Below are 24,080 nucleotides of genomic sequence, written 5' to 3'. Positions count from 1 at the left end.
TTTTTTAATCTCATGCTATTGCAGTTCTTTTCTAAGACATTCGGCTGCTGACATCGCTTTTAAATCTTGAACTATATCTCCTGGTTTATTTCCTTCTCCTAAAATATATCCTTCAAATGATGTCCCCATAAAGTCAAAGATGTGTTGAAACTGCTGGATCATTGGTAGCCCTTTTATATAGGGCATATCACCACCAACTGCAATGACATACGCTTTTTTAGAAGACATATTGTCCTTGAAATTGGGGTAATTTGAATCTCTTAAAGTTTGTGACCAACGATCAATAAAGTTTTTCATCGGCCCTGTCATGCTATACCAATAAATAGGTGTAGAAAATAGTAGAATATCATGCGGAAGTATACGTTCAATGATGGAATTATAATCATCATTGACTGTAGAAAAACCCTCCTCTGTATGGCGTTTATCTATTATAGGTAGAATTGAATAATCCTTTAGATAAATTTCTTCAACTTTTAAATCTTGAGTGACTAATTTTGTTAACGTTTCTGCATTGCCATTCGGACGATTTCCACCATAAATAACGGCTATTGACATGTTGGTGATCCCTTCTTCCTTAAAGTTTTCTAGTATTATTCCCGAATAGTTATATCTTATTATGATTTCACAAATCGATAAAGATGATTATTTCCATAAAATGAATCGAAAAAATCGATTATAGAGAAGTGACTAGCATGGGAAATACATCATGAAAAATTTCAGAAAAAGGATTTTTTTAATGGGATAAATGGCTATCCTCTTGAATGATTCTTCATGATTAGACCTCCACATTATACAGAATCAAAAATTTTCTTTACCCATTCAAGATACTCACGCATATAGTATTGCTGCTTAAAGCCATGATTCTGACCTTCTGCTACAATCACAGTGACATCCGCATCTGCATTTCGTGCGGACTGAATATATTCCTGAGGTCCTTTTACCCCAACTGCTGAATCCTTTGTTCCATAAGCAATAAATTGAGGGATATGAGCCGTTCTGAAATGCTTGGATAAATCAGTCTTAAGCAAAAGCTCTTCTCGTTCTTCTGGATCTCTAACCACTTTATCATCAAAAGATGCAAAGAGCATTGGGATATTATAGCGGTACGTCAATGCAGGGTAAATCATAGCTGCAGATGCTACTTGGTCATCAACTGCATCGATAGCATCAAGCTGATAATTTTTTGGAAGCCGTTTTTCTCCCTGAATGAGATTAATAAAACTTCCTGTTTGAAAACCACCTGCACTAAAGCCTATCAATCCAATTTTATTAGGATGTATACCATAATCATTTGCATGATAACGTAGATAACGGACAGCACGCTGCACATCTAATTGGGGAATGGGCCATTCATAGGGATTGGAACGATAGTGTAGAACGAACGCGTTGATACCTGCCTTATTTAATGATTCAGCGATATCTTTTCCTTCAGTAGTGCCGCCATCCATTTCCTTAAAGCCATAGCCACCACCTGGAATCACAATGACCGCACTATCACTGTTTGACACCGTATATGGAATCAAATATGGCTCATCCTCATAGGTAGACTTTTCATAGCCTCCCTCTATTTCATGGACATATGTAAACGTATCAATGGCAGCCTCATTATTTTGATAGTCTTCTCCTACAATATTGCCGATAAATTTAAATGTAGCCAGCAGTCTATTAGGATTGCCTTTAATATTCATATCGTCTAGCTTGCTTCCAGAATGATTACCTGCAACTTCTTCTCCCCAAATTTCAACCTTACGTTCAATATCGGCAACTGGCTTCCCTGGTTTATTGCCAAATGGATTGATCTCAAGAAAAGCATAACCAAACCCTATGATCAAAACCAATATAGCTAGCAATAATCCCACAAACTTGGCTGTTTTCTTCATTATTTTCATAATCACTAACCTCCGTAAGTAGTGAAAAAAGTTTGACGAGCATCTACGAATTACCCAAAGATGATTTTATTGACAACTCAAGCATCTTTTTAGCCTTAGCCTTCGTAATTTTTACTTCACTATATGTTCTGCAGGTGAATCTTTTTCAAGTCTAAAATCAAATTTGTCCATGTTTTTATATTGAGGATCTAGATAACTAGATGTCGCATCACTATTGGAAGCGATTTTAAACTTTTTAAACGAATCATACTCGGTATCCTTCCATATCCAAATACCATCCTCCCCTTTTTCTTGATGAAACACATTCCTCGCCAATTTATTATTTTTATTACTAGTAAAATAGTTAGCTATAAATATTCGAGATGATCCAGCTGTTAGTATATTTTTTTCGATTACATTATTTTGAGTATCATACTGTAATAAAAGCTGTCCTCCATTTAATTCCATCGTATCATTACGGTAAATAATATTGTGTGAGATAATCGAATTTTTCGTCCCTCCTCTTTCTTCATCATACCCACCAATCGATATTCCTGTGAAAAAATTATTATATACTGTATTATTTAGTACTTTTATATTATCTGCATACTTATTTGCATGTTCAGATGTTACTTCAATTCCGATATCATTCTTATAAAGAGTATTGTTCTCAATCGTTATATTCTTTCCACCATCGACATATATCCCCCCAGCAGAATAATTCTCGCCATATGCTGGATTACCATAGGAGGAAATTTCATAAACTTGATTATTTTTTACAACACCGTTTCGTACATAGTCCAATTTTTTATCATTTGAAATTCCTTCAAACCCAATCAGATCAATTCCGATATTATTGCTTCGACGAACTACATTATTTTCTATTGTAAATCCATCAATGTTCCCATTCAGGACCATCGATTCACTTGCACCTACTATTAAATCTTCCACTGTATTACCTACAATATTTATATCTCTCATTGAACCTGTTCCATAGACAGCGATACCATGGCCATTTCCATCCTCGGCAAAGGTTTTTATGCTTTTCACATGATTATTCGCTACGGTAATATGGCTACTGGAGCCTGTTACATAGATTCCCATCACTGTTTCATCTTGTTGTTCCGTCGTTAAATCCTGGATAGTGAATCCACTAATGGTAATGTAATTTTTATTCTTTATCGTTACAAGAGTTGCATCATCGTCAGTATTTTCCATCGACTCTCCACTAAGAATAACTTCTTCATTTTCATACGCCTTGAAAATAACGGGGTTTAATTTTGTACCACTATGTATAACAGAAAGCTTTTCCTTATAAATGCCTTTCCGTATCAATACAGTTGTCCCTGCTTCCGCTTCTAATGCTGCCTTTTTTAGTGTTCGGTATGGGCTTAATTTTGTACCATTATTAGAATCATTTCCATTGCTGTCTACAAATATTGTCCTATCCTGTTTTGTTTCTGTATCATTCGTCGATAAAACGATCATCACAGCAGCTATAATCAAAAAAAATAAAATCCATTTTTTCATATATTCTCCCTTTTCACGATAATTTCTAAAATCTTTTTTGAAACGACGTTAAATGGTCGATTTTCTAATCACAATCTCTGCCAATACTAAATTAATCATAAAGGCTAACCACGCTCCTAACGAATACGAAAATCCATATGAAAGACCCGCTACATATTGAAATATCGTCACAAGTATGTAAATAGTTAGATTGGCAAACGTTAAGAAAAAGCTTCTTAGCATCCAGCTCCGATGACGATGAACTTGTCCTTTTCTTATAAAGCGATAACCGTTTATCGTCGTAAGCAACCAGAGTGTATTTAAAATGAGAAAACCAATCGTACTCCATATACCCCCATTTGCGTAGAGAGCTACATAATATCCTGGAAGTATATTAAATACAATCACCATTACGTAGATTCGACCATTCCAGCGGTGTAGATGAGGGTTTTTCATTCTCATCGCTCTCGAAAGACCTAATGGCCCAGTAATTAAAGCAATAATGGCTAAAGCGATATGTAGTTGGATCATGACAATCCATAATTTTTCATTCGGAAGTTCTATTTCCTTGTTCGAAAGAAATGTCGAAAATGTCGGATCGACCATAAAATTTTTAGATGTTGTATGTAAAATCCACATTACAGCTATCACCGATAAACTAATGACTAAGCCTTTTCTACTTCTCATGTCCTGCTTCCTCTCTGTTTGTAAAGTGCCCTTTAGATACACTAGTGTCCGATCAAAATGGTACATCTGTCTATCTCAAAGTATCTATAAACAGTCTATCATTAAGGACTCTTCTTCCGATACTAATCATTCACCTTTGTTACTAGACAATTTTAAGCAAAAAAACGACCTAATCGCTCTCCGCAACTAGGTCGTTTTTTTCTATGCTTCCACTGCTATATGCTGGAAGGTTGTTACATCAAATAACCCTGTATCTGTTAATTTTAAAGCAGGAATTACTGGTAATGCTACAAAAGAGAATGTCAGTAGAAAATGAAAATCTAAAGTTGGGTTGAGCTTCTGTAAAGCACCGTGTAAGCCAGCTAGCTGTTCCTTCGCCTGCTGTGCTGGTACATCTGTCATTAAGCCCCCAATTGTTAAAGGCATCTCTGCGAGAATTTCACCGTCTGCTACAATAACGAAGCCACCTTGGATTTCCTGAATGCGGGAAAGTGCCAGAACCATATCCTCATCATTTGTGCCTACAACAAGAGCATTATGTGAATCATGGGCTACTGTAGTAGCTACTGCGCCTTTTTGTAACCCAAATCCCTTCACTATGCCTAAGCCTGTCGTATGCAATTGATGATGGCGTTCGATAACCGCTAATTTCAGTAAATCTTCCTCTACCGATGGGACAAATACGCCGTCTTTCACAGGTACATCTATGACTAAATGATTGGTAATTAGCTGATTCGGTACAATTTCCATTACATTCGCCTTCGTTCCCTTGGTGAATGATAATTGTAGTCTATCCTTTGTGATGCTTGGTAAATGAACAGAGTGATGAATATGGGCAGGAACTATTGTCTCCTGACGATTTGTCAGCATGTTGCCATTTTCAGCAACTTTATGACCATTCTTCCAAACTGCTTTTGCCTGCATCGTCGATAAATCATCTATACACACAAAATCAGCTTTATAGCCTGGTGCCAGTACCCCTCGATCAAATAAACGATAGCATTCTGCTGTGTTCACGGTTGCTAGCTGGATTGCCTGCAATGGTGTCATCCCCTCCTCTATTGCCATCGCAACATCGTAATTGATGCTACCTTCATCAATCAGCTCATCCACATATTTATCATCCGTACAAAAACCAAAGCGACGTGCAGTGTGTGGCTGAACGGCCGGTAATAAATCACGTAAATTTTTCGCTGCTGATCCCTCTCGAATAAGGACATACATCCCCTGCTCTACACGGTCAATGGCTTCTTCGGCTGTCACACATTCATGATCCGTCTGAATACCTGCAGCCCGATAGCCTGTAATTTGCTCACTTTGTAAGCCCGCACAATGCCCATCAATAACTAGATTTGCTTCCTTTGATAATAAAATTTTTTGAAGCATTCCCTCTTCTCCATTTAACACGGCTGGGAAATCCATAACCTCCGCTAAGCCAAGAACTTGTTCATGGTGCAGAAATGGCTCCAAATCTTGGGCTGTTAATGTTGCGCCAGCGTTTTCAAACTGTGTCCCTGGTACACTTGAAGGAAGCATTACAAAAATATCCATATCAGCTTTTTGTGCATCATCCAGCATAAATTGGATTCCTTCTGCTCCTGCTACGTTTGCGATCTCATGTGGATCTGTAATCACGGTTGTAATACCATGAGGAATTAAGACACGACTGAATTCCCCCGGTGTTAGCATCGAAGATTCAATATGTATATGGCCATCTATTAATCCAGGAATGACGTAGCTCCCCGCTGCATCCTCTACCACTTTTGCATGAAATCTGTTGTTAGTATCCAGTGCCACAATCATGCCATTCTTCACAACAATGTCCGCTTTCTTCCACGTTAATGTAAAGACATCGGCAACTTGTGCATTTTTAAGAATAAAATCTGCCTCTAATTTACCTTGAGATGATAAAATATTTTGCGTTAATTGTTGTAATTTTGTTGTCATAGCCTATACTCCTTTTTCTTTTAAGAACTATCATGCCTGAAAGTTGTCTATCATTGCAACTATTAATCGTCAAGTCAGTAAAAAACGACCATAGTTTAATGGTCGCTCGAAAATTCTAGCTCTTTTGGTGGTTGTCCTTTTTTATTCATCAAACGCATACGAATAGGTTCAATTTTTAAGGTCACCATTTCATCCTGATTGCCAATAAAAATACTCGTGAAAATTTCTGCAATTTTATTTTTGATTCCTTCTTCGTGTACTTCAGTGAGCTTGCCCTCTATCTCCACATAAGAATCACCAAAGCCTCCATTTTCATAGCCATATAAAATATGGGTATATGGATTTTGACGGAGCTCCTCCATTTTCTCAGAATGCTTATTTGTCACAGTATATAACACAAAATCCTCATGCTGGAACGTCATATAGCGCGAATAAGGTTTCCCGTTTTCTACAGTAGCCATTGTTCCAATTTTTTCACGGTTCAATACTTCTAAAATTTCTTCGCGTACAGAAGTCATTTCATCCCATCCTTTCTCCTATACCTATATTTTGCCCTCTCCACCTAAAGCTAAACTGTTTTTTTTGAAAAATGTGAAATGACAAACTTCGGACAAATTGAAAATCTCTTGTTATAATAATTGGATGGACAACAGGAATTTACGGATGAATGAGGGTTAAAAAATGAAACAAGCTTTTTTTACGCGCTGTTTATTTTTCATAACAGGCATTATCGTGCTATCTTTTGGCATCACATTAACCATTAAAGGGCAGCTTTTTGGCGTAGGCTCTTGGGATGTTTTACATATTGGCTTAACCAAAACACTCGGGCTAACAATCGGTTCATGGTCCATCATTTTAGGACTGGCTATTTTAGCGTTTGATATGCTAATAACAAAAAAATTCCCATTGCCAGGAACTTTTATCGATATGTTTTTAGCTGGCATCTTCATTGATATTTTTAATTATTGGCTACCTGATATCGATGGCTTTTGGATGCAACTTGTTTCTTACCTAACAGGGTTAGTATTACTAGGCTGGGGCTGCGGTATGTATATGGTGGCTAATTTAGGAATTGGTCCTCGTGATACCTTAATGCTAATGATGGTTCATAAACTTGGCTGGAGCGTCACACGTTCCCGTACAACCATGGAAGTTACGGTCGCTGTACTCGGCTTCTTACTTGGCGGTCCTATCGGCATTGGTACGGTGATTATGGCCTTTGGACTTGGACCAATTGTACAATTTGCCTTAACTTATAACGAAAAATTATTTATGAGATGGACGGGCGTGAAAAGCGCCGTCATTTAAGCTTTATGACAATGCAAAGAATGCATTGTCTTTTTTTAGGGAAATAACAAGGAGCCATGTTGGGAAATGGCTCCTTGTTTCACGCTATGCTTCTGGCTCAGACGTATTTTGCCCTGTCGCTTCAATCACTTCAGGCGTGTCGTCCACAGTGTCGTCTTCTTGAACATTTTCAGCAGATGGCGGTGTAATCGTCACCAGTGTATAGTCATCTTCTTGTAAAATTTCAAATGAAAATTGTTGACGTATATCTCCTACGTATAGGGACGTCCCAATTGCTACATTCGTGACATCGATTTCGATTGTTTCGGGAATTTCTGTTGGCTTCACTTTAATACGAACCTCACGATTAGGCTGTAAGAGGAAGCCTCCATCTGCTACTCCGATGGCATCACCGATTACGGTTACTGGAATTTCTACTTCCAGCTCTTCTGACATATTGATCGATTTAAAATCAACATGTTTAATATTCCCCTTTAAAGCACAGCGCTGAACTTCTGATAAAACAGCATTAATACGCTTTCCATCAACATCTAATTGAAAAACACTTTTTGTACCATGCGCTGCAAGTAATTTAGCAAATACTCTTGCGTCTAATGTAATGGCTGTTGATTCCATTTGAAAGCCATAGACAACACCTGGGATGGCACCGTTTTGTCGAAGTTGTGTTAATGAGGATTGACGTCCTTTTTGGCGTTTATTGGCTGTTAAAACCGTATTCATCGAATATTTCCCCTTTCATGGAAACTAGTCTCATAAATGGTTTTGCCCTTTCCTCGGTTTTTTATACCTGCATGACCTGTACTGAGCAAAAAGAAAGCACCTCTCTGTCTAAAAAACAAAGAAGGTGCCTGATGATTACTTATAGTGCTACTTTTTGATTCAGTAAGTCATGTAAGTCCTGCAATTTTTTAATTTCATAATGCGGTTCAATGCCACTTGTGTTTTCAACATTGCGGATATTAAACCAACAAGTATCGATACCGGACTGTAAACCACCCTTTATATCGGATGTCAAAGAATCGCCAATAATTAACGCTTTTTCTTTATCAAAATTATCAATTCGTTCAAACACATAATCGAAAAAGTCGGGCATAGGCTTTTGATAGCCTGTTTGCTCCGAAATAAAAATGCCTTTAAAATATTGCGCTAAATTCGCATCCACAAGACGTTTATTTTGTGTAACGGTTACCCCATTCGATACGACATATAAATGATAATGATTGGCTAGCTGAGCGATTACCTCATAAGCACCCTCAACATAATGGTGGGCCTCACGTAAATATTTTTGGAAAAGTGATTCAAAATAGGTCCCATCAACTTCTATGCCAAATTCCTTTAAAGCAATCGAAAAACGGGTATTATGTAATGTATTTTTCGTTACTTCTCCACGCTCAAACGCTCGCCACATCGACTCATTAATTTCTTTGTAACGTGCAATCATCTCGGAAGTAACTACTATGTTTTCTTCTTTAAACATGCGGTCAAGTGCAGCATTTTCAGCCAAATCAAAATCTAGTAACGTATCATCCACGTCAAATAATAATATTTCATATTTCGTCATGTCCGTACCTACTTTCTATGATGCATTGTGCTATTTTCTCTATCCATGATAACGTTTTTTTAGAAAAATAACAGTAAAACCACCTTTTTCAGAATAGTAGGACTTGTAGGCGCTTTATCTTCATCCATTTCAGTGTTATTGGATTTGCGAGCATTTTCCTTTATTGGGTAAAAAAATGTTCATCTAATCCTAAAATAGCCCTTTCAGTAATTTCATATTTGAAATTATCGATGAATATGAGACAATAGAATGCTAGAAAGGAAGATGTACGAAAGATGACGACCTTACAAAAAATAACGCCTATCTTTGATCCATGGGAAGCGTATTTAGATGTTGAACAACATGGACAAATGACTCTATCCAATATTGAATTTACAACAACTAACCTTTGTAATATGCGTTGTGCACACTGTGCAGTCGGCTATACATTACAAAATAAAGACCCTGAGGCATTGCCAATAGATTTAATTTTACGTCGCTTAGACGAAATACCTCATTTAAAAACACTTAGTATTACAGGTGGAGAACCGATGATGAGTAAAAAGTCGGTACAAAATTATGTGTTGCCACTTTTGAAATATGCTCATGAACGAGGTGTACGCACACAAATTAACTCTAATTTAACATTGGAGCCGGCACGATACTTATTAATTGCCCCGTATTTAGATGTTTTGCATATTTCACATAACTGGGGTACTATCGATGAATTCGTTGAAACAGGCTTTGCCATGATGGAGCGCAAGCCTACCTATGACCAACGTGCAGCTCTGTTCCAACGTATGATTGATAACTCAAAAATGCTTGCGGAACACGGTGTCATGGTTTCAGCCGAAACCATGCTAAACAAAAAAACTTTACCATACTTAGATCATATTCATAACCAAATCATCCATGAAATGAAATGTGCACGTCATGAGGTGCATCCTATGTACCCATCAGATTTTGCTAGTGCCCTGACATCCCTTTCACTAGAGGAAACACGTGAAGCGATCCATCATCTACTAGATATTCGTGATGACAATACATGGATGTTATTCGGAACACTTCCATTTTACCCTTGCAGTACGAATGAGGAAGATCGACGATTACTTCAACGTCTTCGTACAGCGAAAAATGTCACAATGCGTAATGACCCAGATGGCCGTTCACGTTTGAATATCAACATTTTTACGGGCGATGTCATCGTTACTGATTTCGGTGATACACCAGCTCTAGGTAACATTGTACATGACAAGCTTCCAGCTGTGTTTGATAAATGGATGGCAACTGATCTGGCTAAATCACTCAATTGTCATTGTCCAGCTGTTAAATGCCTTGGCCCTAACGTTTTAGTAAAAAATATGTATTATCAAGATCAAGCGTTTGTTAGTGGCTCTGGCCGCGTTTAAGCGACTTATAACTAAAGAAACTCCTTTTGAAGAATCTGTATCAAAATGGAGTTTTTTTTTATTGTTTAAAAAAATTTCTCAACAATGTATAAAAAATATGTCGTGGTCTATACTATTAAAGATTTCACTTCAAATCCTATGACTAGGAGGGTTAACCCGATGAGTGCGATTGATCGATAACTCAAAAGGACCATCAAAGCTGAGTAAAGTACAGTTCTTAGGAATATCTTAAGATTCTATGCGGAAGCGAGGCAGTGTGTCATGGAGTATTTAATGTAAGTGGTAATCGAACCCGGAAATTTATTTCCGGGTTTTTCTATTTTATGTATGGTAAAAAGCAGTCAAGCCCAATAAAAATCACCTCGAAGCGTAACAACGAGGTGATTTTGTTCTATAATAATTCCTTCGCTAGGAATTTATAGGTATTTAAACGACTTGCTAATTCATATTGATTACAGTTCAGCATGACTTCATCAAAGCCATAGTGTTCTTGTTCTTTCACTAAAAATGCGGCAATATCCTTTGGTGTGCCGACAAGATTTGCTTTGCGATTATTGGCGATTGTCATTTTATCCATTTCTGTTAATGGATAATCCTTTGCTTCTTCGGGTGATATAGTTTGAATAATTTGCCCCTTCATCAGCTGAAGACGAGAAATATCGATTGGTTTTGCCAAGTATTCCGCTTCCTCTAAAGTAGGAGCCACCGTCGCCGCATAGGTCACAATGATTTGTGGTTTTTCCATATAATAAGAAGGCGTAAAATAGGCTTTATAGGCATCAAAAATATCCTTCGACATATTGCCTGTGAAAAATTGGGCATAGGAATAACCAACACCTAGCTGTCCTGCCTGCATCGCACTTTGACCACTTGAACCTAGTAGCCACGCCTCAGGTAATGTAATATGAACCGGTGCCGCAACGACTTGATCATAGACATGTTCACCCGTTTTTTGATTATTCATCAGCTTTAAAATAATTTCAAGCTTATCATATTGCTCAGTGAAGCGTTGTCTTCTTCCTTCTGCAAGCGCATAAATAGAGGCATGATCACCACCTGGCGCTCTCCCCACTCCGAAATCAATTCGATGAGGTGCTAATCCTGACAATGTTTTAAAAACCTCTGCAATCTTATATGGTGAATAATGCATCATCATGACGCCACCCGTCCCAATGCGAAGTCGCTTCGTTTTCGCAGCTAAAAAAGCAGCGGTTACTTCGGGAGCTGAACTTGCCAGCGACTGACTATTATGGTGTTCAGCTAGCCACATACGATGATAACCGAGTTCTTCCCCTAATAAAGCTAGTTGTTCTGTACGTTGGAAGGCTTCCTCTGCCGAATGACCTTTTGGTATAGGCATTTGATCTAAAATACTTAACTTCATTCAAAACATCCTCTCTGTCTGTAAGCTCCCCCTTTTAACTGTAATATAGTTCTGCTTATTTACAAAGCAAAAAACCTTACTCATAAGCTAGTTGTTTCATTTCCCATGTTTGATAGACCATGCCGACGAGTTTCTGTTTTTGTTCAGCATTTAGAACTTTTTCATTAAATTTCATCGCACGAAGGGAAAATTGCGTTGTTTGTTCGTCAACGACGAATTGTAAAATAGCATGTCCTTTTTCATCTTGAAACGTAATATCACCTGATAATTCTACAACTTGCTCCCCTGTTTTCGCTTGATAATATCGCCAATATGGTTCAAAGAATGCATAGTTAAATGCATTACGAACCGTGACATCAGAAAAATTTTCCAAATAACCTTCTTTGACAATATCAATATACTCATGATCTGTTATATCTTTTTTAGCATTAAAGACATATCCAACAAGCATCCCCATAAACACGACACAGAGAAATACACGTATATGATTTGCTAAACTCATGTCATCACGTCCCCTTTACGTAAAAACACCACCATTTACATAATACATCAAATTTCTAACTCCAAGTAGAAAATATTTGATTATTGTAGAAATTTTACGAAAACTCATTATACAAGCTCCGCAAAATTATAGAAAGAGTATTTACAGCCCAACCTCAGTTCGCTACTATCAGATTATTATGATAGAAAAGAGATGACCTGTTGTGCCATTTGATTTAGATTTAAATATTTTAGTCATTCTTATCGTTTTTGGTTTTTTAGCCGCATTCATTGATTCAGTTGTTGGCGGCGGTGGACTTATTTCTTTACCAGCCCTTATGTTTGTAGGTCTCCCACCTTCTAGCGCTGTGGCAACCAATAAATTAGCAGGTACAATGGGATCACTTACAAGTACTTTGACATTTTATCGCTCTGGCAAGCTTGATATTAAAGCGGTCTATAAGCTATTTCCATTTGTCTTTTTCGGATCAATGCTTGGAGCTTGGGTTGTCCATTTAATGGATCCTAGTGTCCTGAAGCCGCTCATGCTGTTTATGCTGGCTGCCGTAGCTATCTATACGATCTTTAAAAAGGATTGGGGAAGCATCACTACCTTTAAAAAGTTAACACCAAAACGTTATTTATTTTTTGTAGTAGTAATTACTGGCATTGGTTTTTATGATGGTTTTTTAGGTCCTGGTACAGGTTCATTTTTATTATTTGCCTTTCTCATGGTCGGTTTTGATTTTTTACAATCTGCAGGTAATGCGAAATTTTTAAATTTCGGTAGTAATGTTGCAGCCCTTCTTATGTTTATATACTTAGGGCAAATTAATTATGCCTATGGTTTACCAATGGGGCTTGCGCAAATTGCTGGGGCCATTGTGGGCTCCAAATTTGCGATTAAACGTGGCAGCGGTTATGTACGTAAGTTATTTATCGTTGTGACCATTCTATTACTCTTGAAAAATACATATGACTATTTCTCATAATCATCTGTTATGCTGACGTATGCCAACAATATAGAAGGCTAAAACTTATCTCATATTGGGGTAAGTTTTTTTAATGGCTTTCAACTTTTTCCCTCATTTCGTACGTCTAGTACATGTATACAATTTGACAATGTTAAAAAAGGAGCTTCTTTGGACATGAAAACAAGAAATGCATTTCAACATGAAGAGGTGTTTGTCCAATTCATTCGTGAACAAAAAGAGCGTTTTTATTTGCTCGCGTATAGCTATACAAAAAATGAACAGGACGCACTAGATGTTGTACAGGACAGTGTTCAAAAAGCCATGCTGTCATTAGATCGACTTGAAAATGTTGATTATATGAAAAGCTGGTTTTATAAAATAGTCGTTCGTACAGCCATTGATTTTTTACGAAAGCATAAACGCTTACAAGTAACTGATGATGATACTTTGCAATATTTAACCCCCGCTCAAGAGGATGTCTATGAAAACGTCGATTTAGAGCATGCGTTAGATGAGCTACCGCAAATGTATCGAGAGGTTGTGATTCTCCATTATTTCGAGGATTTAAAGCTCGCAGACGTTGCGAACATCCTCGATATTAAGTTAAGTACAGCCAAATCGCGTCTTTATAAAGCATTAAAACTATTGAAAATACAATTGGAAGATGTGAAGGGAGAAACTGCACATGGATAAAAAATTAAAAAATTTAGAAAAACAATATACAGATGTTTCCATTCCTAAGGAATTAGATTTGGTGGTAGAACGAGCATTAAAGCAAGGTCGAAAAAAGAAAAAAAACCGTACTCCTCAATGGTTGCTTGGCTCGGCAGCTGCAGCTATGCTATTTACTGCTAGTTTAAATGTGAGTCCAGCAATGGCTCGAACACTTTCAGACATACCTGTTGTAGGAAGTGTTGTCAAAGTATTAACTTGGACAGAATATGAGGTGGCAGAAGATAATTTTGATGCCAATATTAAAGTACCTGCTATTGAAAATTTAGACAATCAAGATCTTGCCAATACATTAAATGAAAAATATCGTGCAGAAGGGAAAGCTCTTTACGATGAATTTATCACTGAAGTGGGTGATTTAAAAGCCAGTGGTAGTGGTGGTCATTTAGGCGTTGATAGTGGCTTTGAAATTAAAACTGATAATGACCAAATTTTATCGATTGGTCGTTATGTGGTAAATACTGTCGGCTCTTCTTCCACTGTGATGGAATACGATACGATTGACAAAGAAAACGAAATTTTAATTACTTTACCTATGCTTTTTAAAGATAAAAATTATATTGAAGCTATTAGTGAAAATATTAAGGAACAAATGCGTACGCAAATCGCTGAATCCAATCAGGATAAAGTTTATTGGGTGAAGGGTGCTGGCATGGCCGATGAAGATTTGATGGAGGAATTTACAGCCATTCAACCTGATCAGCAGTTCTACATTTCAGATAAAGGTAAGCTTGTGATTTCCTTTGATAAATATGAAGTGGCACCAGGCTTTATGGGCGTTGTGGAATTTGAAATCCCAACAGACATCTTAAAGGATGATCTTGTGAGCGCAAAATACATCCATTAATTATATAGGACTTAACGAGGTATTTGACGATTACATCATCAAATACCTCGTTTTTTTCATGGAGAAGAACCCATTTTCTGCTTATAAAGCTACTGTTTTTTGTCTAAGCTAATATGTATCAATCAATGTTAGAGGGTTTTCATCATGAAAAGTGTAGGATCCATCAGTATTTTACATGTAATCTTCCTATCAATGACCGTTATTGGCTTAAAAAATCATGTAACTATTATTCCTCCACTGCTAGATGCCGCCAAAAGAGATGGCTGGCTATCTGTACTATTTGCTGGGGGTGTTATTTTCTTTTGGTTATTTTTATTAGTTTACATCCAAAAAAAATCTAAACAGGAACCCATTCGAGACTGGCTCAGCGAAAAAATAGGAAAAGTCGCTTCTACTACCATCATCTATATTGTCGCCATTTTTCTATTGATTATCGCAGCATTTACAATGGTGGAAACATTACAATGGGTAAATAGCACATTTTTACCTCAAACACCTGTCCTTATATTATTGTTTGTTTATACTATTCTTTGCATTTTACTTGTGACAACTAGCTTACAAACAATTGTTATTGTCAATGTCTTTGTATTATTTGGAGTTGTAATCCTTGGTTTTTTTGTCGCCTTTACCAATATACAAGTAAAAGATTATAGTTTATTGCGCCCCTTTTTTGAACATGGTTTTCAGCCTATCATACATGGTATGATTTTTCCTGCTTCAGGATTTATAGAGCTATTATTACTATTATTTTTGCAGCACCAATTTAAAGAACGTCTTCGTTGGTACCATTTCACTATTATACTGGCTATCTTAATTGGCCTTACATTAGGTCCATTAATTGGAGCCATTACTGAATTCGGACCAAGTGAAGCATCGAAACAACGTTATCCTGCTTATGAAGAATGGGGATTAGTGACCATCGGACGCTATATTGAGCATTTAGACTTCTTCTCTATTTACCAATGGTTAACAGGGACTTTCATTCGTGTAAGTTTCCTCTTATATATTGTGGCAGACTTATTAAAAATGACTGGCGATCCAAAGCGTATTTGGCAAATGCTCGCTCCACCCTTCTTCATCATTTGTTTACCGTTAATTATGTTAAATGAAAGCTTATTTTTAAAAGTAAAGGGACATTATATTTTAAGTGCTACGTTTATTTTCTTTTTTGCTTTATCAATTTTTTTCATTGTCGTTGCTTACTTATCGGATAATTCTTCTAAAAAGGGGAAAACTGAAAAACAAGACATGAAAAGTGGTGAATCATAATGTCTCAACAGGAGCATGAGTTAGAGATAGATTTAAATACAATAAAAAAACTATTTCAAAAATCTGCAGATATACAATTTCAGGAATATAGCTTTAATGAACAAAAGGTACAATTTATCACATGTGATGCCATGATTGATCAGCAAATGCTGAATGGTGTCATTATTCAGCGGACCCAGTATTTGTATGATCATTTGGATGACGTTTCTTTTGAGGAAAATATAGCGAGGCATCTCCATGTTCCAAGCCTTCAAAAAATCCAAGATAAGGAACAGCTTATTTCATCCGTTTATAGTGGCTTCCTGTTGATGTATTTTGAGCAAGATCATCTGTTATATGCAAGCAATATCGCTAAAAAACCTAATCGTAAGCCGGAAGAAACGCGTATGGAGGTTCTTATTAAAGGGCCAAGGGATAACTTTATTGAAGATATCCGCGTCAATATCGCTTTAATTCGCAAACGATTACCGACCAATTCATTTTGCGTCGAAAAGGTGGAGCTCGGAAAACGCTCAAAAACAACAGTGGCGATTCTGTACTTTGAAGATATTGTGGATATGGACATTCTACATGGTATTAAGAAACAGCTAGCTGCGGTCGATACAGATATCGTTTTTAGTGGCGATTTATTGATGGAACGCGTGAATAAAAATTCTAAATTATTTCCAAAGTTCGATTATACAGGGCGACCCGATTATGCCGTTCAAGCATTAGCAAGGGGCCGCTTTGTTATTTTCGTAGATGGTGTCGCTTATTGTATTATCACGCCTGTGAATCTCTTCTTATTATTGAAATCTGCGGAAGATAATGAATATCCGGTCATTTTTAGTTCTGTAGAACGAGTACTACGGATACTCGGTATTCTTATAGGATTACTACTGCCTGCCTTTTGGCTTGCCTTAACAACCTACCATCAAAATCAATTGCCATTACAGTTACTGGCAACCGTTGTACAGGCCAAAGCTGGATTACCCCTCCCTTCTTCACTTGAAATGCTACTAATGCTTTTGATGTTTGAATTGTTCCGTGAAGCAGGGTTACGGCTTCCTTCAGTAATTGGGGGAACCATCAGTGTTGTAGGTGGAATCATTATTGGAGATGCTGCAATTCGAGCAGGTGTAACAAGTCCTGAAATGATTGTTGTTATCGCCATCTCTACCATCGCTTCATTTACCTTGGTCAATCAATCCCTAGTGACATCCGTCAGCATATTACGTGTTGCCTTTATCCTAGCTAGTGCCTTTTTCGGATTATTTGGCTTCTTTGTTTCTTTATATTTGACACTTCTTTACTTATGCAATATCCGTATTTACGGCTACTCTTACATGAACCTTGCAACAGATTTAAACTGGTCTACCATCAAAAAATCTATTTTTCGTCTATCACCAAAAGGTTACACGGAGCGCAATAAAGCACTTGCTCCTCAGGATGCAACCCGTTCAGCTGATGCTCATAGCGTAGACAAAAAAGACCAAGAAAATAACTAGCATCCCCTCACATATTGAGGAGATGCTAGTTATTTTTGGCTACATCTTTTGTATGCTCTCTTCGATAGATGCTAACCTCGATTCCCAATATCGCTTCATTTCTTCTCTTATTTGCTGATTAGCAAGATGTTCCTGATGAAAACTAATGGTCGTTTTATTATTTTCTTTGGATAGGATTCGAATTTGTATGGTAGAAGGTCGTTGCCACTCCTCTTTTTTCCAAGTAAGACGGAGTTGCAAAAGTGGTTTGACGATCCGAATTTCTCCGGTTCCCACCGTTGTACGATACTGATGACCAGGTTTAAGGATTATATTTCCCCCTCCTCCTAACCATGCATTCAAACCTTCCTCCGCTGTAATAAGTGACCATGCTTGCTGTTGCGAGATTGGAAACGTTTTTCTAACCCCTACTTGATAACCAACTGTTTTGGTTAGTCCAATACTTTTGTGGCTGTCCATGTCTTAACCTCCATCTATTAATCTGTCATTGTCTATTCACTACTAATAATTCCTCCCCTCTTCTAAAATTCCTTGTCCTATTAGTCCTTATCCTTTGCGATAAATATATAAAAATAGGAAAAGACAGAAATGCTCTCACACATTTCTGCCTTTTAATAATCGGGCCGACATACGGTTACGTCAGCTCTACATAATCATTTTGTATGCTTTGTTCGTTTTGTCCCTTACGGAATTGAATGTGATGGAGCTTCGCAAAGATACCATTGTGAGCCACTAACTCATCATAAGTACCATCTTCCTCAATACCTTTTGGCGTCACGACCATTACCCGATCTGCGTTTCTAATAGTTGCCAGGCGATGGGCAATAACTAACGTAGTACGGTTTTCAGCTAGCTCTGATAAAGATTGCTGAATAATCATCTCTGTTTCGGTATCTAATGCAGAGGTCGCTTCATCTAAAATTAAAATTGGTGGGTTTTTCAAGAACATACGCGCAATGGCTAATCGTTGTTTTTGTCCACCGGATAATTTCAAGCCTCGTTCCCCAATTTGCGTATCATAACCATCAGGTAGCTCAGCGATGAATGCCTCTAAATGGGCCTTTTTCGCTGCTTCACGAATTTCTTCTTCACTGGCGTTTAGCTTTCCATAGGCAATGTTTTCACGAATTGTCCCTGTAAATAAGAAGACATCCTGCTGTACGATACCAATTTGAGATCGTAAGGAAGCCTGGGTCATATTGCGAATATCGATACCGTCAATCGAAATAGCACCTTTTGAAACCTCATAGAAGCGAGGAATTAACGAACAAATGGTCGTTTTACCGGCACCTGAAGGGCCAACAAAAGCAATAGTTTGTCCAGCCTTTACATCGAATGAAATATCTTTTAAAACCTGTTTCGAAGTATCGTAATTAAAGTGAACATTATTGAAGGAAATATTACCATCTAAATGGTTAATGACCTTCGCATTCTCATGATCTTGAATTTCTGGTTCCTGCTCAATTAATTCACGGAATCTCTTAAAACCAGCCATCCCCTTCGGATAAAGCTCTAATAAAGCACTAATCTTATCAATTGGTTTAATGAGTACATTTGTATATAAAACAAAGCTCACTAGCTCCCCGTAAGATAATTTTCCATTAAAGCTTAGCCAAGCGCCGACTACTAACACCATTAATGTAAGGAGGCGTGTCATCATGTAAATACTCGAGTGGGTTCCTGCCATTATTTTATAGGCATATAATTTAGCCGTACGGAAAAATCCATTCTGCTCCTTAAAGCGTTTGATTTCAAAATCTTCATTTGTAAAGGATTTCACAACACGGACTCCGGACACACTATCCTCTACACGTCCGTTAACATCAGCAATTTTGCCATACATCGTTTTCCAAGCATTATTCATTTTTATATTACTAAATGTCACAAGCCATGTTAAAAATGGCACCATGATCGCTGCAATTAAAGCGAGTGTTGGGTTCACATTAAACATAATAGCAAAGGCCCCAACAAAGGTCATAATGGCAATGAATAAATCCTCAGGTCCATGATGGGCAAATTCCCCAATATCAAATAAATCATTGGTAATACGGCTCATGATATGACCTGTTTTCGTATTATCAAAGAATCGGAATGATTGCCTTTGTACATGCGTAAATAATTCCTGACGCATATCTGTCTCAATATTAATCCCCAATTTATGCCCTAAATAGTTCACGATAAAGTTTAAAAACGTACTTATTGCGTACACTAGCAGCAATAATACACTTATTTTTACAATCATTCCCCAATCGCCTGTTGGTAATAGCTCATCAATAAACCACTGAACGGCTAATGGAAAGGCGAGCTCTAAAATGGCTACAATGATTGCACTTGAAAAATCGATGACAAACAATCGTTTATGCGGCTTATAATAGGAAAAAAATTTTCTATACATGTTTGTCTCCTTTCTAAGTTGTAAAAATTTCGCCTATCTTTTAATAGTACCATTTGTGCAAACGTAACGGAAAAGTATTTTTTCTCCATAGCAGTATATTTTTATTTACTTTCAGTTTTTCGCATGCTATGATTGGTGTAAGAATTGAATAGCTTTTGACTTTATTGTCAAAGGGGAGTAGCTAGCGGATGCGATCGAAGCATCTGATTCACATTCGTCATTACATGGTTTCGTACCATCGGGTGTGATGGCATAAATTGTCTCACAGAATAATTTCTGTGCAACGAACAGTAAATTGCTTAGCAAGACCTTTGCCTATTTTTTAGGCAGGGGTCTTTTTCTTTTGCTTAAAATTGGGAAGAATATGTTAGAAGCAACCATTCATTTCTGTTCAATAATTAAAGGAGGAAACAAATTTGGAGGCAATTATTTTAGAATACGCATGGGTACTCGTCGTATTAATTGTATTAGAAGGATTGTTGGCAGCTGACAACGCAGTGGTAATGGCAGTTATGGTTAAGCATTTACCAAAAGCACAACAACAAAAAGCTTTGTTATATGGATTAGTGGGGGCATTTGTTTTCCGCTTCGCCGCATTATTCCTTATTACAACACTCGTTAATTTCTGGCAAATTCAAGCAATAGGTGCAGCTTATCTATTGTTTATGTCTATTAAGCATATTTATGATTCACGGAAAGCATCGCAAAGCTCCGATGAGATCCAAGAGCCGAAAAAGCAATCCGGCTTCTGGATGACGGTTGTAAAAGTAGAACTTGCTGATATCGCGTTCGCGGTAGATTCTATTCTAGCTGCGGTTGCTATTGCTGTAACATTACCACATATCGGTGATTTTGATATTGGTGGTATTAATGCAGGACAGTTCGCCGTTATGTTCTTAGGTGGTCTTATCGGGGTTATCATGATGCGATTCGCGGCTCGTTGGTTCGTGAAAGTTCTTGATAAATTCCCTTCACTAGAAACGGCTGCCTTCCTAATCGTTGGTTGGGTTGGTGTGAAATTAGCTGTGTTAACATTAGCACATGAAAAATTAGGCATTATTCCACATGAGTTCCCACATTCTACAATTTGGAAAGCTATTTTCTGGATTGTCCTAGTAGCAATTGCCCTAGGTGGTTACTTAATTGGGGTCAAAAACCAAAAAACTCAAGCACAATAATGATTAAAAAAATCGCCACGACCTATGTCGAGGCGATTTTCTATTTTATATGTAACATTTTATTTTATTAACAGCGCCATGCTAAATAAATTTTCATGTCATTGTAACCTCGCTAGGTCGCCCTATCCAATTCCCCCGACTAATACTTGACTTTACAAACGACACAATAGCCTTTCCTGCCGTTGTATCGAAAAATAAAGAAGTGTAAATTTTCTAATTGAGAACAAATATCAATTAAGTTTTGCACATATTTCCATGAAATTTAAAATTTTTGTATGAAGAACCTCTAACATTGTATACTAGTGAAGAAGGCATTTACTGCAAAAGGAGGAAAACTTTTATGTTATCTGAAAAACTACACACAGCACTTAACGAACAAATGAATTTTGAATTTTACTCGGCTCATGCTTACATGGCAATGGCGGCTTATTGCACAGACCAGGATTACGATGGTTTCGCTAACTTCTTTTTAGTACAAGCCGAAGAAGAACGCTTCCATGCGATGAAATTTTACAACTTCTTAAGTGATATGGGCTACCGTGCAACAATTCAAGGCTTTGAAAGCCCAGGCAATCATTTTGAATCGATTTTAGATGCCTTTAAAACAGCTCTTTCTCATGAAAAAGAAGTGACGCGCCGTATATATAATTTATCAGATATCGCTTTAGATGAACGTGAGCATGCGACAATGGCCTTTTTAAAATGGTTCATCGATGAGCAAGTAGAGGAAGAATCTACATTTGATACATTAATTCGTAAAATCGAACGTATCGAAAACGACTCCAACGCTATCTTTATGCTAGATGCAGAATTAGCTACGCGTACATTTACGCCTGATGCAGAAGCATAACATACTTACTAAATTAGCTAACCCATGACAAAGGCTACGAAGTTTCATCAAAGAAGCTTCGTAGCCTGATTTTTAGGCTTTAAATATACTATAAAACTATAGCTATTTTTTATAAGAAAAACGTCAACAATCAACGTTTCTCTTTTCTTCTTTATGATTCAGCTGGCTCTCGGACTTCTCCATCGAATGCAGCCCGATAAATAGCATAAATATCTTCTCGTTCTAATGGCATCGGACTTCGAGCTAAAATTCTTGTTTGCTTTGTTGCATCGTCAGTTAATTGTCCTAGGGCTTCTTCTGGTATATTAAATCCCTTTAACGTGGAAGGAATTTTTACATCTTGAACGAGCTGTTGTAATGCATCCACACATTTATAGGAAGCCTCTTCTTGCGATAAGTAGGCAGATGATAAACCCATGGCATCTAAAATATCTTTCATTCGTTTTTCACAGCTTTGACGAATATACCCCATGACATATGGTAATAGTACGGCATTGGAATCGCCATGGGCTATATGAAATTGACCTCCTAAAGGATAAGCTAAAGCATGAACACCGGCTACTCCTGCATTGAAAAATGCCAAACCAGCTAAATAACTACCATAGCTCATATCTGAACGTGCCTGCTTATTCTCCCCTTCCAGCACAGCCGTACGAATAGAGCCACTAATTAGGCGAATAGCTTGTAGTGCAAGTGCATCCGTTACTTCATTGGCATTGACTGAAACATATGCCTCAATGGCATGTGTTAAAGCATCAACCCCCGTTGCAGCTGTTACCTTTGGTGGTAATGAAATCGTTAGCTCTGGGTCTACAATCGCACTGTCCGCCAATAAGTAGTCGTGTGTCACAACGTCTTTTGTTGTGTCGAGGGACAGGACTGAGATATTTGTCACTTCTGAGCCTGTTCCAGATGTAGTTGGTATTAAAATTTTAGGTAATCCTTTTTGTTCAAGTGCTTTTGTGCCTGTTAAATTTAAATAATCCGCTACTTTCCCATCATGTACGGCTAAAACAGCAGCAAGCTTAGCTAAATCAAGAGCACTTCCTCCACCTAAACCGATGACCAAATCAAATTGATGTTTTCTAGTAAAATCAACTAGCTTTTCTCCAATAGCAAGTGGGGGCTCTGGGGCAATATCTGTATAAATGGTCGTTGCATATCCTTTTGAACGCAAGGGCTGCTGGACTTTATCTGCTAGCCCTAATTCCTTTAAAAATGGGTCTGTGACAATTAAAATATTTGTAGCTTTAAATCTTTCTACTTCAGGCAGAAGCTGATTTAAACATCCCCAACCTGTATAGCTTACAGGCGTAAAGGTTAATTTATGCATGGCTTCTCTACTCCTATCTATTCATAATATCCTTCTGTCGATTTTCTAAATGATTTAAATTGGACAGGGTCATGACCAAACCAAACCTGAGAATTCGTTTCATTGGCAAGTCGGCGAATGCGTTCAACTGTAGAATTATAGCCAACCGAATCATAAATAATGCCCGGTGGCTTAACAGGTGGGCCAAAGCTTTCCGCCGTATAGATGGCATCTGACGCTAAAATAATTCCACCTGTGTCTGGCATATTAATGTGCAGACCGAGCATACCCCACGCATGGCCACTACCAAAGTTTAATACTTGAATGCCTTCTGCAAGCTTCACATGATCTTCACCACGTTTAATAAGGCGCCATTGTAAATTATTTTTAATCCACATATCAATGTCGCCCCAAATGTAGGCACCGTCTTTAACATTTCTTGCATACGTTTGTAATGTGCCATTAAACTCATCTTCTTGTACAATGATCGTCGCATTCGTAAATAATTCTAAGCAGCCTGCATGGTCGAGATGCAAGTGGGATGCTACAACATATTTGATATCCTCAGGACGAACATTTAATTCTTCTAATCGATGATGTAAATAGCATTCTTCTGGCATATTAATAGGGAACGCTTTTTGTGTAAATTCTCCCCAACGTCCATCGGGTCCCATAGCGTTTGGATTACACGCCGTATCAAATAAAATTTTGCCCTCTGGATGATCAATAAGTACTGTATAAACGGGGAATTCTACAAATTCATTTGGTTGATTTGGATGATCGATTGTTGCTGGATTGTGCATGGCAATCATATAATTCTTATCCATTCGCATCGTACCGTTGTCCATTACATACAATTTTGGGTGTTGTTTGATCATTTTCATGTTTCCCATCTCCATTCGTG

23 protein-coding genes are annotated in these 24,080 nt (G+C 37.6%); 9 read left to right on the top strand and 14 right to left on the bottom strand.

The features are described from left to right. Positions 1–15: 15 nt before the first annotated feature. The 6 genes from AC1Q6O_RS13745 to AC1Q6O_RS13720 form a co-directional block, all read right to left on the bottom strand. On the bottom strand, positions 16–555 hold the full coding sequence (locus AC1Q6O_RS13745) for a flavodoxin family protein (RefSeq protein ID WP_089986347.1): 540 nt from the start codon (positions 553–555) through the stop codon (positions 16–18). A 233-nt stretch (positions 556–788) separates the two neighbouring features. Continuing rightward, complete coding sequence (locus tag AC1Q6O_RS13740; protein ID WP_492401506.1) at positions 789–1,889, bottom strand: alpha/beta hydrolase; 1,101 nt, start codon at positions 1,887–1,889, stop codon at positions 789–791. 111 nt (positions 1,890–2,000) lie between these two features. Continuing rightward, positions 2,001–3,398 (bottom strand): right-handed parallel beta-helix repeat-containing protein, encoded by a 1,398-nt coding sequence (locus tag AC1Q6O_RS13735; RefSeq protein ID WP_492401504.1) that lies wholly within the window; start codon positions 3,396–3,398, stop codon positions 2,001–2,003. 48 nt (positions 3,399–3,446) lie between these two features. After that, on the bottom strand, positions 3,447–4,064 hold the full coding sequence (locus tag AC1Q6O_RS13730) for a DUF2306 domain-containing protein (protein ID WP_043990775.1): 618 nt from the start codon (positions 4,062–4,064) through the stop codon (positions 3,447–3,449). A 201-nt stretch (positions 4,065–4,265) separates the two neighbouring features. Then, complete coding sequence (ade, locus tag AC1Q6O_RS13725) at positions 4,266–6,011, bottom strand: adenine deaminase (protein ID WP_492401502.1); 1,746 nt, start codon at positions 6,009–6,011, stop codon at positions 4,266–4,268. A 95-nt stretch (positions 6,012–6,106) separates the two neighbouring features. Next, on the bottom strand, positions 6,107–6,529 hold the full coding sequence (locus tag AC1Q6O_RS13720) for a pyridoxamine 5'-phosphate oxidase family protein (RefSeq protein WP_008181001.1): 423 nt from the start codon (positions 6,527–6,529) through the stop codon (positions 6,107–6,109). A gap of 163 nt (positions 6,530–6,692) precedes the next feature. On the opposite strand from AC1Q6O_RS13720, the gene AC1Q6O_RS13715 reads away from it, so the two are divergent. Next, entirely contained in the window at positions 6,693–7,319 is a 627-nt protein-coding gene (locus tag AC1Q6O_RS13715) for a YczE/YyaS/YitT family protein (protein WP_008181003.1), read from the top strand. Between the two features lie 84 nt (positions 7,320–7,403). Here AC1Q6O_RS13715 and AC1Q6O_RS13710 read toward each other — a convergent pair whose 3' ends face one another. Then, positions 7,404–8,039, bottom strand: coding sequence for a 50S ribosomal protein L25/general stress protein Ctc (locus AC1Q6O_RS13710; RefSeq protein WP_036148871.1), 636 nt, complete (start codon positions 8,037–8,039; stop codon positions 7,404–7,406). A gap of 139 nt (positions 8,040–8,178) precedes the next feature. Next, complete coding sequence (locus AC1Q6O_RS13705; protein WP_008181008.1) at positions 8,179–8,880, bottom strand: YjjG family noncanonical pyrimidine nucleotidase; 702 nt, start codon at positions 8,878–8,880, stop codon at positions 8,179–8,181. Between the two features lie 275 nt (positions 8,881–9,155). Between AC1Q6O_RS13705 and yfkAB the strand changes: the two genes are divergently transcribed. Beyond that, on the top strand, positions 9,156–10,268 hold the full coding sequence (gene yfkAB, locus AC1Q6O_RS13700) for a radical SAM/CxCxxxxC motif protein YfkAB (RefSeq protein ID WP_089986342.1): 1,113 nt from the start codon (positions 9,156–9,158) through the stop codon (positions 10,266–10,268). Positions 10,269–10,659: 391 nt separating this feature from the next. Here the strand turns inward: yfkAB and AC1Q6O_RS13695 are convergent, their stop codons facing one another. Then, complete coding sequence (locus AC1Q6O_RS13695) at positions 10,660–11,652, bottom strand: LLM class flavin-dependent oxidoreductase (protein WP_008181014.1); 993 nt, start codon at positions 11,650–11,652, stop codon at positions 10,660–10,662. A 76-nt stretch (positions 11,653–11,728) separates the two neighbouring features. Further along, the gene (locus AC1Q6O_RS13690) at positions 11,729–12,154 is read right to left on the bottom strand and encodes a hypothetical protein (RefSeq protein ID WP_043990776.1); all 426 of its coding nucleotides are present in this window, start codon (positions 12,152–12,154) and stop codon (positions 11,729–11,731) included. Between the two features lie 202 nt (positions 12,155–12,356). On the opposite strand from AC1Q6O_RS13690, the gene AC1Q6O_RS13685 reads away from it, so the two are divergent. From AC1Q6O_RS13685 to AC1Q6O_RS13665, 5 genes are all read left to right on the top strand, one after another. Beyond that, complete coding sequence (locus tag AC1Q6O_RS13685; RefSeq protein WP_089986340.1) at positions 12,357–13,124, top strand: TSUP family transporter; 768 nt, start codon at positions 12,357–12,359, stop codon at positions 13,122–13,124. Positions 13,125–13,280: 156 nt separating this feature from the next. Continuing rightward, positions 13,281–13,799 carry an RNA polymerase sigma factor SigV gene (gene sigV, locus AC1Q6O_RS13680; protein WP_025116216.1) on the top strand — a complete coding sequence of 173 codons (519 nt, stop codon included), beginning with the start codon at positions 13,281–13,283 and terminating at the stop codon, positions 13,797–13,799. Then, positions 13,792–14,685, top strand: coding sequence for an anti-sigma-V factor RsiV (gene rsiV, locus AC1Q6O_RS13675; protein WP_008181804.1), 894 nt, complete (start codon positions 13,792–13,794; stop codon positions 14,683–14,685). The genes sigV and rsiV overlap by 8 nt, the downstream gene beginning before the upstream one ends. Positions 14,686–14,829: 144 nt before the next feature. Continuing rightward, entirely contained in the window at positions 14,830–15,954 is a 1,125-nt protein-coding gene (locus AC1Q6O_RS13670) for an endospore germination permease (protein ID WP_008181803.1), read from the top strand. After that, positions 15,954–17,441 (top strand): spore germination protein, encoded by a 1,488-nt coding sequence (locus AC1Q6O_RS13665; RefSeq protein ID WP_008181802.1) that lies wholly within the window; start codon positions 15,954–15,956, stop codon positions 17,439–17,441. Before AC1Q6O_RS13670 ends, AC1Q6O_RS13665 begins: the two co-directional genes overlap by 1 nt. A 39-nt stretch (positions 17,442–17,480) precedes the next feature. On the opposite strand, the gene AC1Q6O_RS13660 is transcribed toward AC1Q6O_RS13665, so the two are convergent. Continuing rightward, positions 17,481–17,900 carry an SRPBCC family protein gene (locus AC1Q6O_RS13660; protein ID WP_008181801.1) on the bottom strand — a complete coding sequence of 140 codons (420 nt, stop codon included), beginning with the start codon at positions 17,898–17,900 and terminating at the stop codon, positions 17,481–17,483. Positions 17,901–18,075: 175 nt separating this feature from the next. Further along, positions 18,076–19,836: an ABC transporter ATP-binding protein gene (locus tag AC1Q6O_RS13655; RefSeq protein WP_090002614.1), complete on the bottom strand. Its 1,761-nt coding sequence runs from the start codon at positions 19,834–19,836 to the stop codon at positions 18,076–18,078. A gap of 416 nt (positions 19,837–20,252) precedes the next feature. Here AC1Q6O_RS13655 and AC1Q6O_RS13650 point away from each other — a divergent pair, with 416 nt between their 5' ends. Both AC1Q6O_RS13650 and AC1Q6O_RS13645 read left to right on the top strand, forming a co-directional pair. Further along, positions 20,253–21,014: a TerC family protein gene (locus tag AC1Q6O_RS13650; protein WP_008180519.1), complete on the top strand. Its 762-nt coding sequence runs from the start codon at positions 20,253–20,255 to the stop codon at positions 21,012–21,014. Positions 21,015–21,354: 340 nt separating this feature from the next. Continuing rightward, positions 21,355–21,864: a ferritin gene (locus AC1Q6O_RS13645; protein ID WP_069481808.1), complete on the top strand. Its 510-nt coding sequence runs from the start codon at positions 21,355–21,357 to the stop codon at positions 21,862–21,864. 151 nt (positions 21,865–22,015) lie between these two features. Here the strand turns inward: AC1Q6O_RS13645 and AC1Q6O_RS13640 are convergent, their stop codons facing one another. Then, positions 22,016–23,197, bottom strand: coding sequence for an iron-containing alcohol dehydrogenase (locus AC1Q6O_RS13640; RefSeq protein ID WP_008180514.1), 1,182 nt, complete (start codon positions 23,195–23,197; stop codon positions 22,016–22,018). A 17-nt stretch (positions 23,198–23,214) separates the two neighbouring features. Further along, the gene (gene ahlS, locus AC1Q6O_RS13635) at positions 23,215–24,060 is read right to left on the bottom strand and encodes an AhlS family quorum-quenching N-acyl homoserine lactonase (protein WP_346037839.1); all 846 of its coding nucleotides are present in this window, start codon (positions 24,058–24,060) and stop codon (positions 23,215–23,217) included. Positions 24,061–24,080 lie beyond the last annotated feature (20 nt).

This window comes from Lysinibacillus sp. GW823-FHT06C08 (genome assembly GCF_058795135.1).
Note: the sequence above shows the minus strand (reverse complement) of the source record. Positions and strands in the feature narration are given on the sequence as shown.

Coding starts and splice junctions, on each gene's coding strand:
- AC1Q6O_RS13745 (WP_089986347.1), bottom strand. CDS start 555: ATGTCAATAGCCGTTATTTATGGTGGAAATCGTCCGAATGGCAATGCA.
- AC1Q6O_RS13740 (WP_492401506.1), bottom strand. CDS start 1,889: ATGAAAATAATGAAGAAAACAGCCAAGTTTGTGGGATTATTGCTAGCT.
- AC1Q6O_RS13735 (WP_492401504.1), bottom strand. CDS start 3,398: ATGAAAAAATGGATTTTATTTTTTTTGATTATAGCTGCTGTGATGATC.
- AC1Q6O_RS13730 (WP_043990775.1), bottom strand. CDS start 4,064: ATGAGAAGTAGAAAAGGCTTAGTCATTAGTTTATCGGTGATAGCTGTA.
- ade (WP_492401502.1), bottom strand. CDS start 6,011: ATGACAACAAAATTACAACAATTAACGCAAAATATTTTATCATCTCAA.
- AC1Q6O_RS13720 (WP_008181001.1), bottom strand. CDS start 6,529: ATGACTTCTGTACGCGAAGAAATTTTAGAAGTATTGAACCGTGAAAAA.
- AC1Q6O_RS13715 (WP_008181003.1), top strand. CDS start 6,693: ATGAAACAAGCTTTTTTTACGCGCTGTTTATTTTTCATAACAGGCATT.
- AC1Q6O_RS13710 (WP_036148871.1), bottom strand. CDS start 8,039: ATGAATACGGTTTTAACAGCCAATAAACGCCAAAAAGGACGTCAATCC.
- AC1Q6O_RS13705 (WP_008181008.1), bottom strand. CDS start 8,880: ATGACGAAATATGAAATATTATTATTTGACGTGGATGATACGTTACTA.
- yfkAB (WP_089986342.1), top strand. CDS start 9,156: ATGACGACCTTACAAAAAATAACGCCTATCTTTGATCCATGGGAAGCG.
- AC1Q6O_RS13695 (WP_008181014.1), bottom strand. CDS start 11,652: ATGAAGTTAAGTATTTTAGATCAAATGCCTATACCAAAAGGTCATTCG.
- AC1Q6O_RS13690 (WP_043990776.1), bottom strand. CDS start 12,154: ATGAGTTTAGCAAATCATATACGTGTATTTCTCTGTGTCGTGTTTATG.
- sigV (WP_025116216.1), top strand. CDS start 13,281: ATGAAAACAAGAAATGCATTTCAACATGAAGAGGTGTTTGTCCAATTC.
- rsiV (WP_008181804.1), top strand. CDS start 13,792: ATGGATAAAAAATTAAAAAATTTAGAAAAACAATATACAGATGTTTCC.
- AC1Q6O_RS13670 (WP_008181803.1), top strand. CDS start 14,830: ATGAAAAGTGTAGGATCCATCAGTATTTTACATGTAATCTTCCTATCA.
- AC1Q6O_RS13665 (WP_008181802.1), top strand. CDS start 15,954: ATGTCTCAACAGGAGCATGAGTTAGAGATAGATTTAAATACAATAAAA.
- AC1Q6O_RS13660 (WP_008181801.1), bottom strand. CDS start 17,900: ATGGACAGCCACAAAAGTATTGGACTAACCAAAACAGTTGGTTATCAA.
- AC1Q6O_RS13655 (WP_090002614.1), bottom strand. CDS start 19,836: ATGTATAGAAAATTTTTTTCCTATTATAAGCCGCATAAACGATTGTTT.
- AC1Q6O_RS13645 (WP_069481808.1), top strand. CDS start 21,355: ATGTTATCTGAAAAACTACACACAGCACTTAACGAACAAATGAATTTT.
- AC1Q6O_RS13640 (WP_008180514.1), bottom strand. CDS start 23,197: ATGCATAAATTAACCTTTACGCCTGTAAGCTATACAGGTTGGGGATGT.
- ahlS (WP_346037839.1), bottom strand. CDS start 24,060: ATGAAAATGATCAAACAACACCCAAAATTGTATGTAATGGACAACGGT.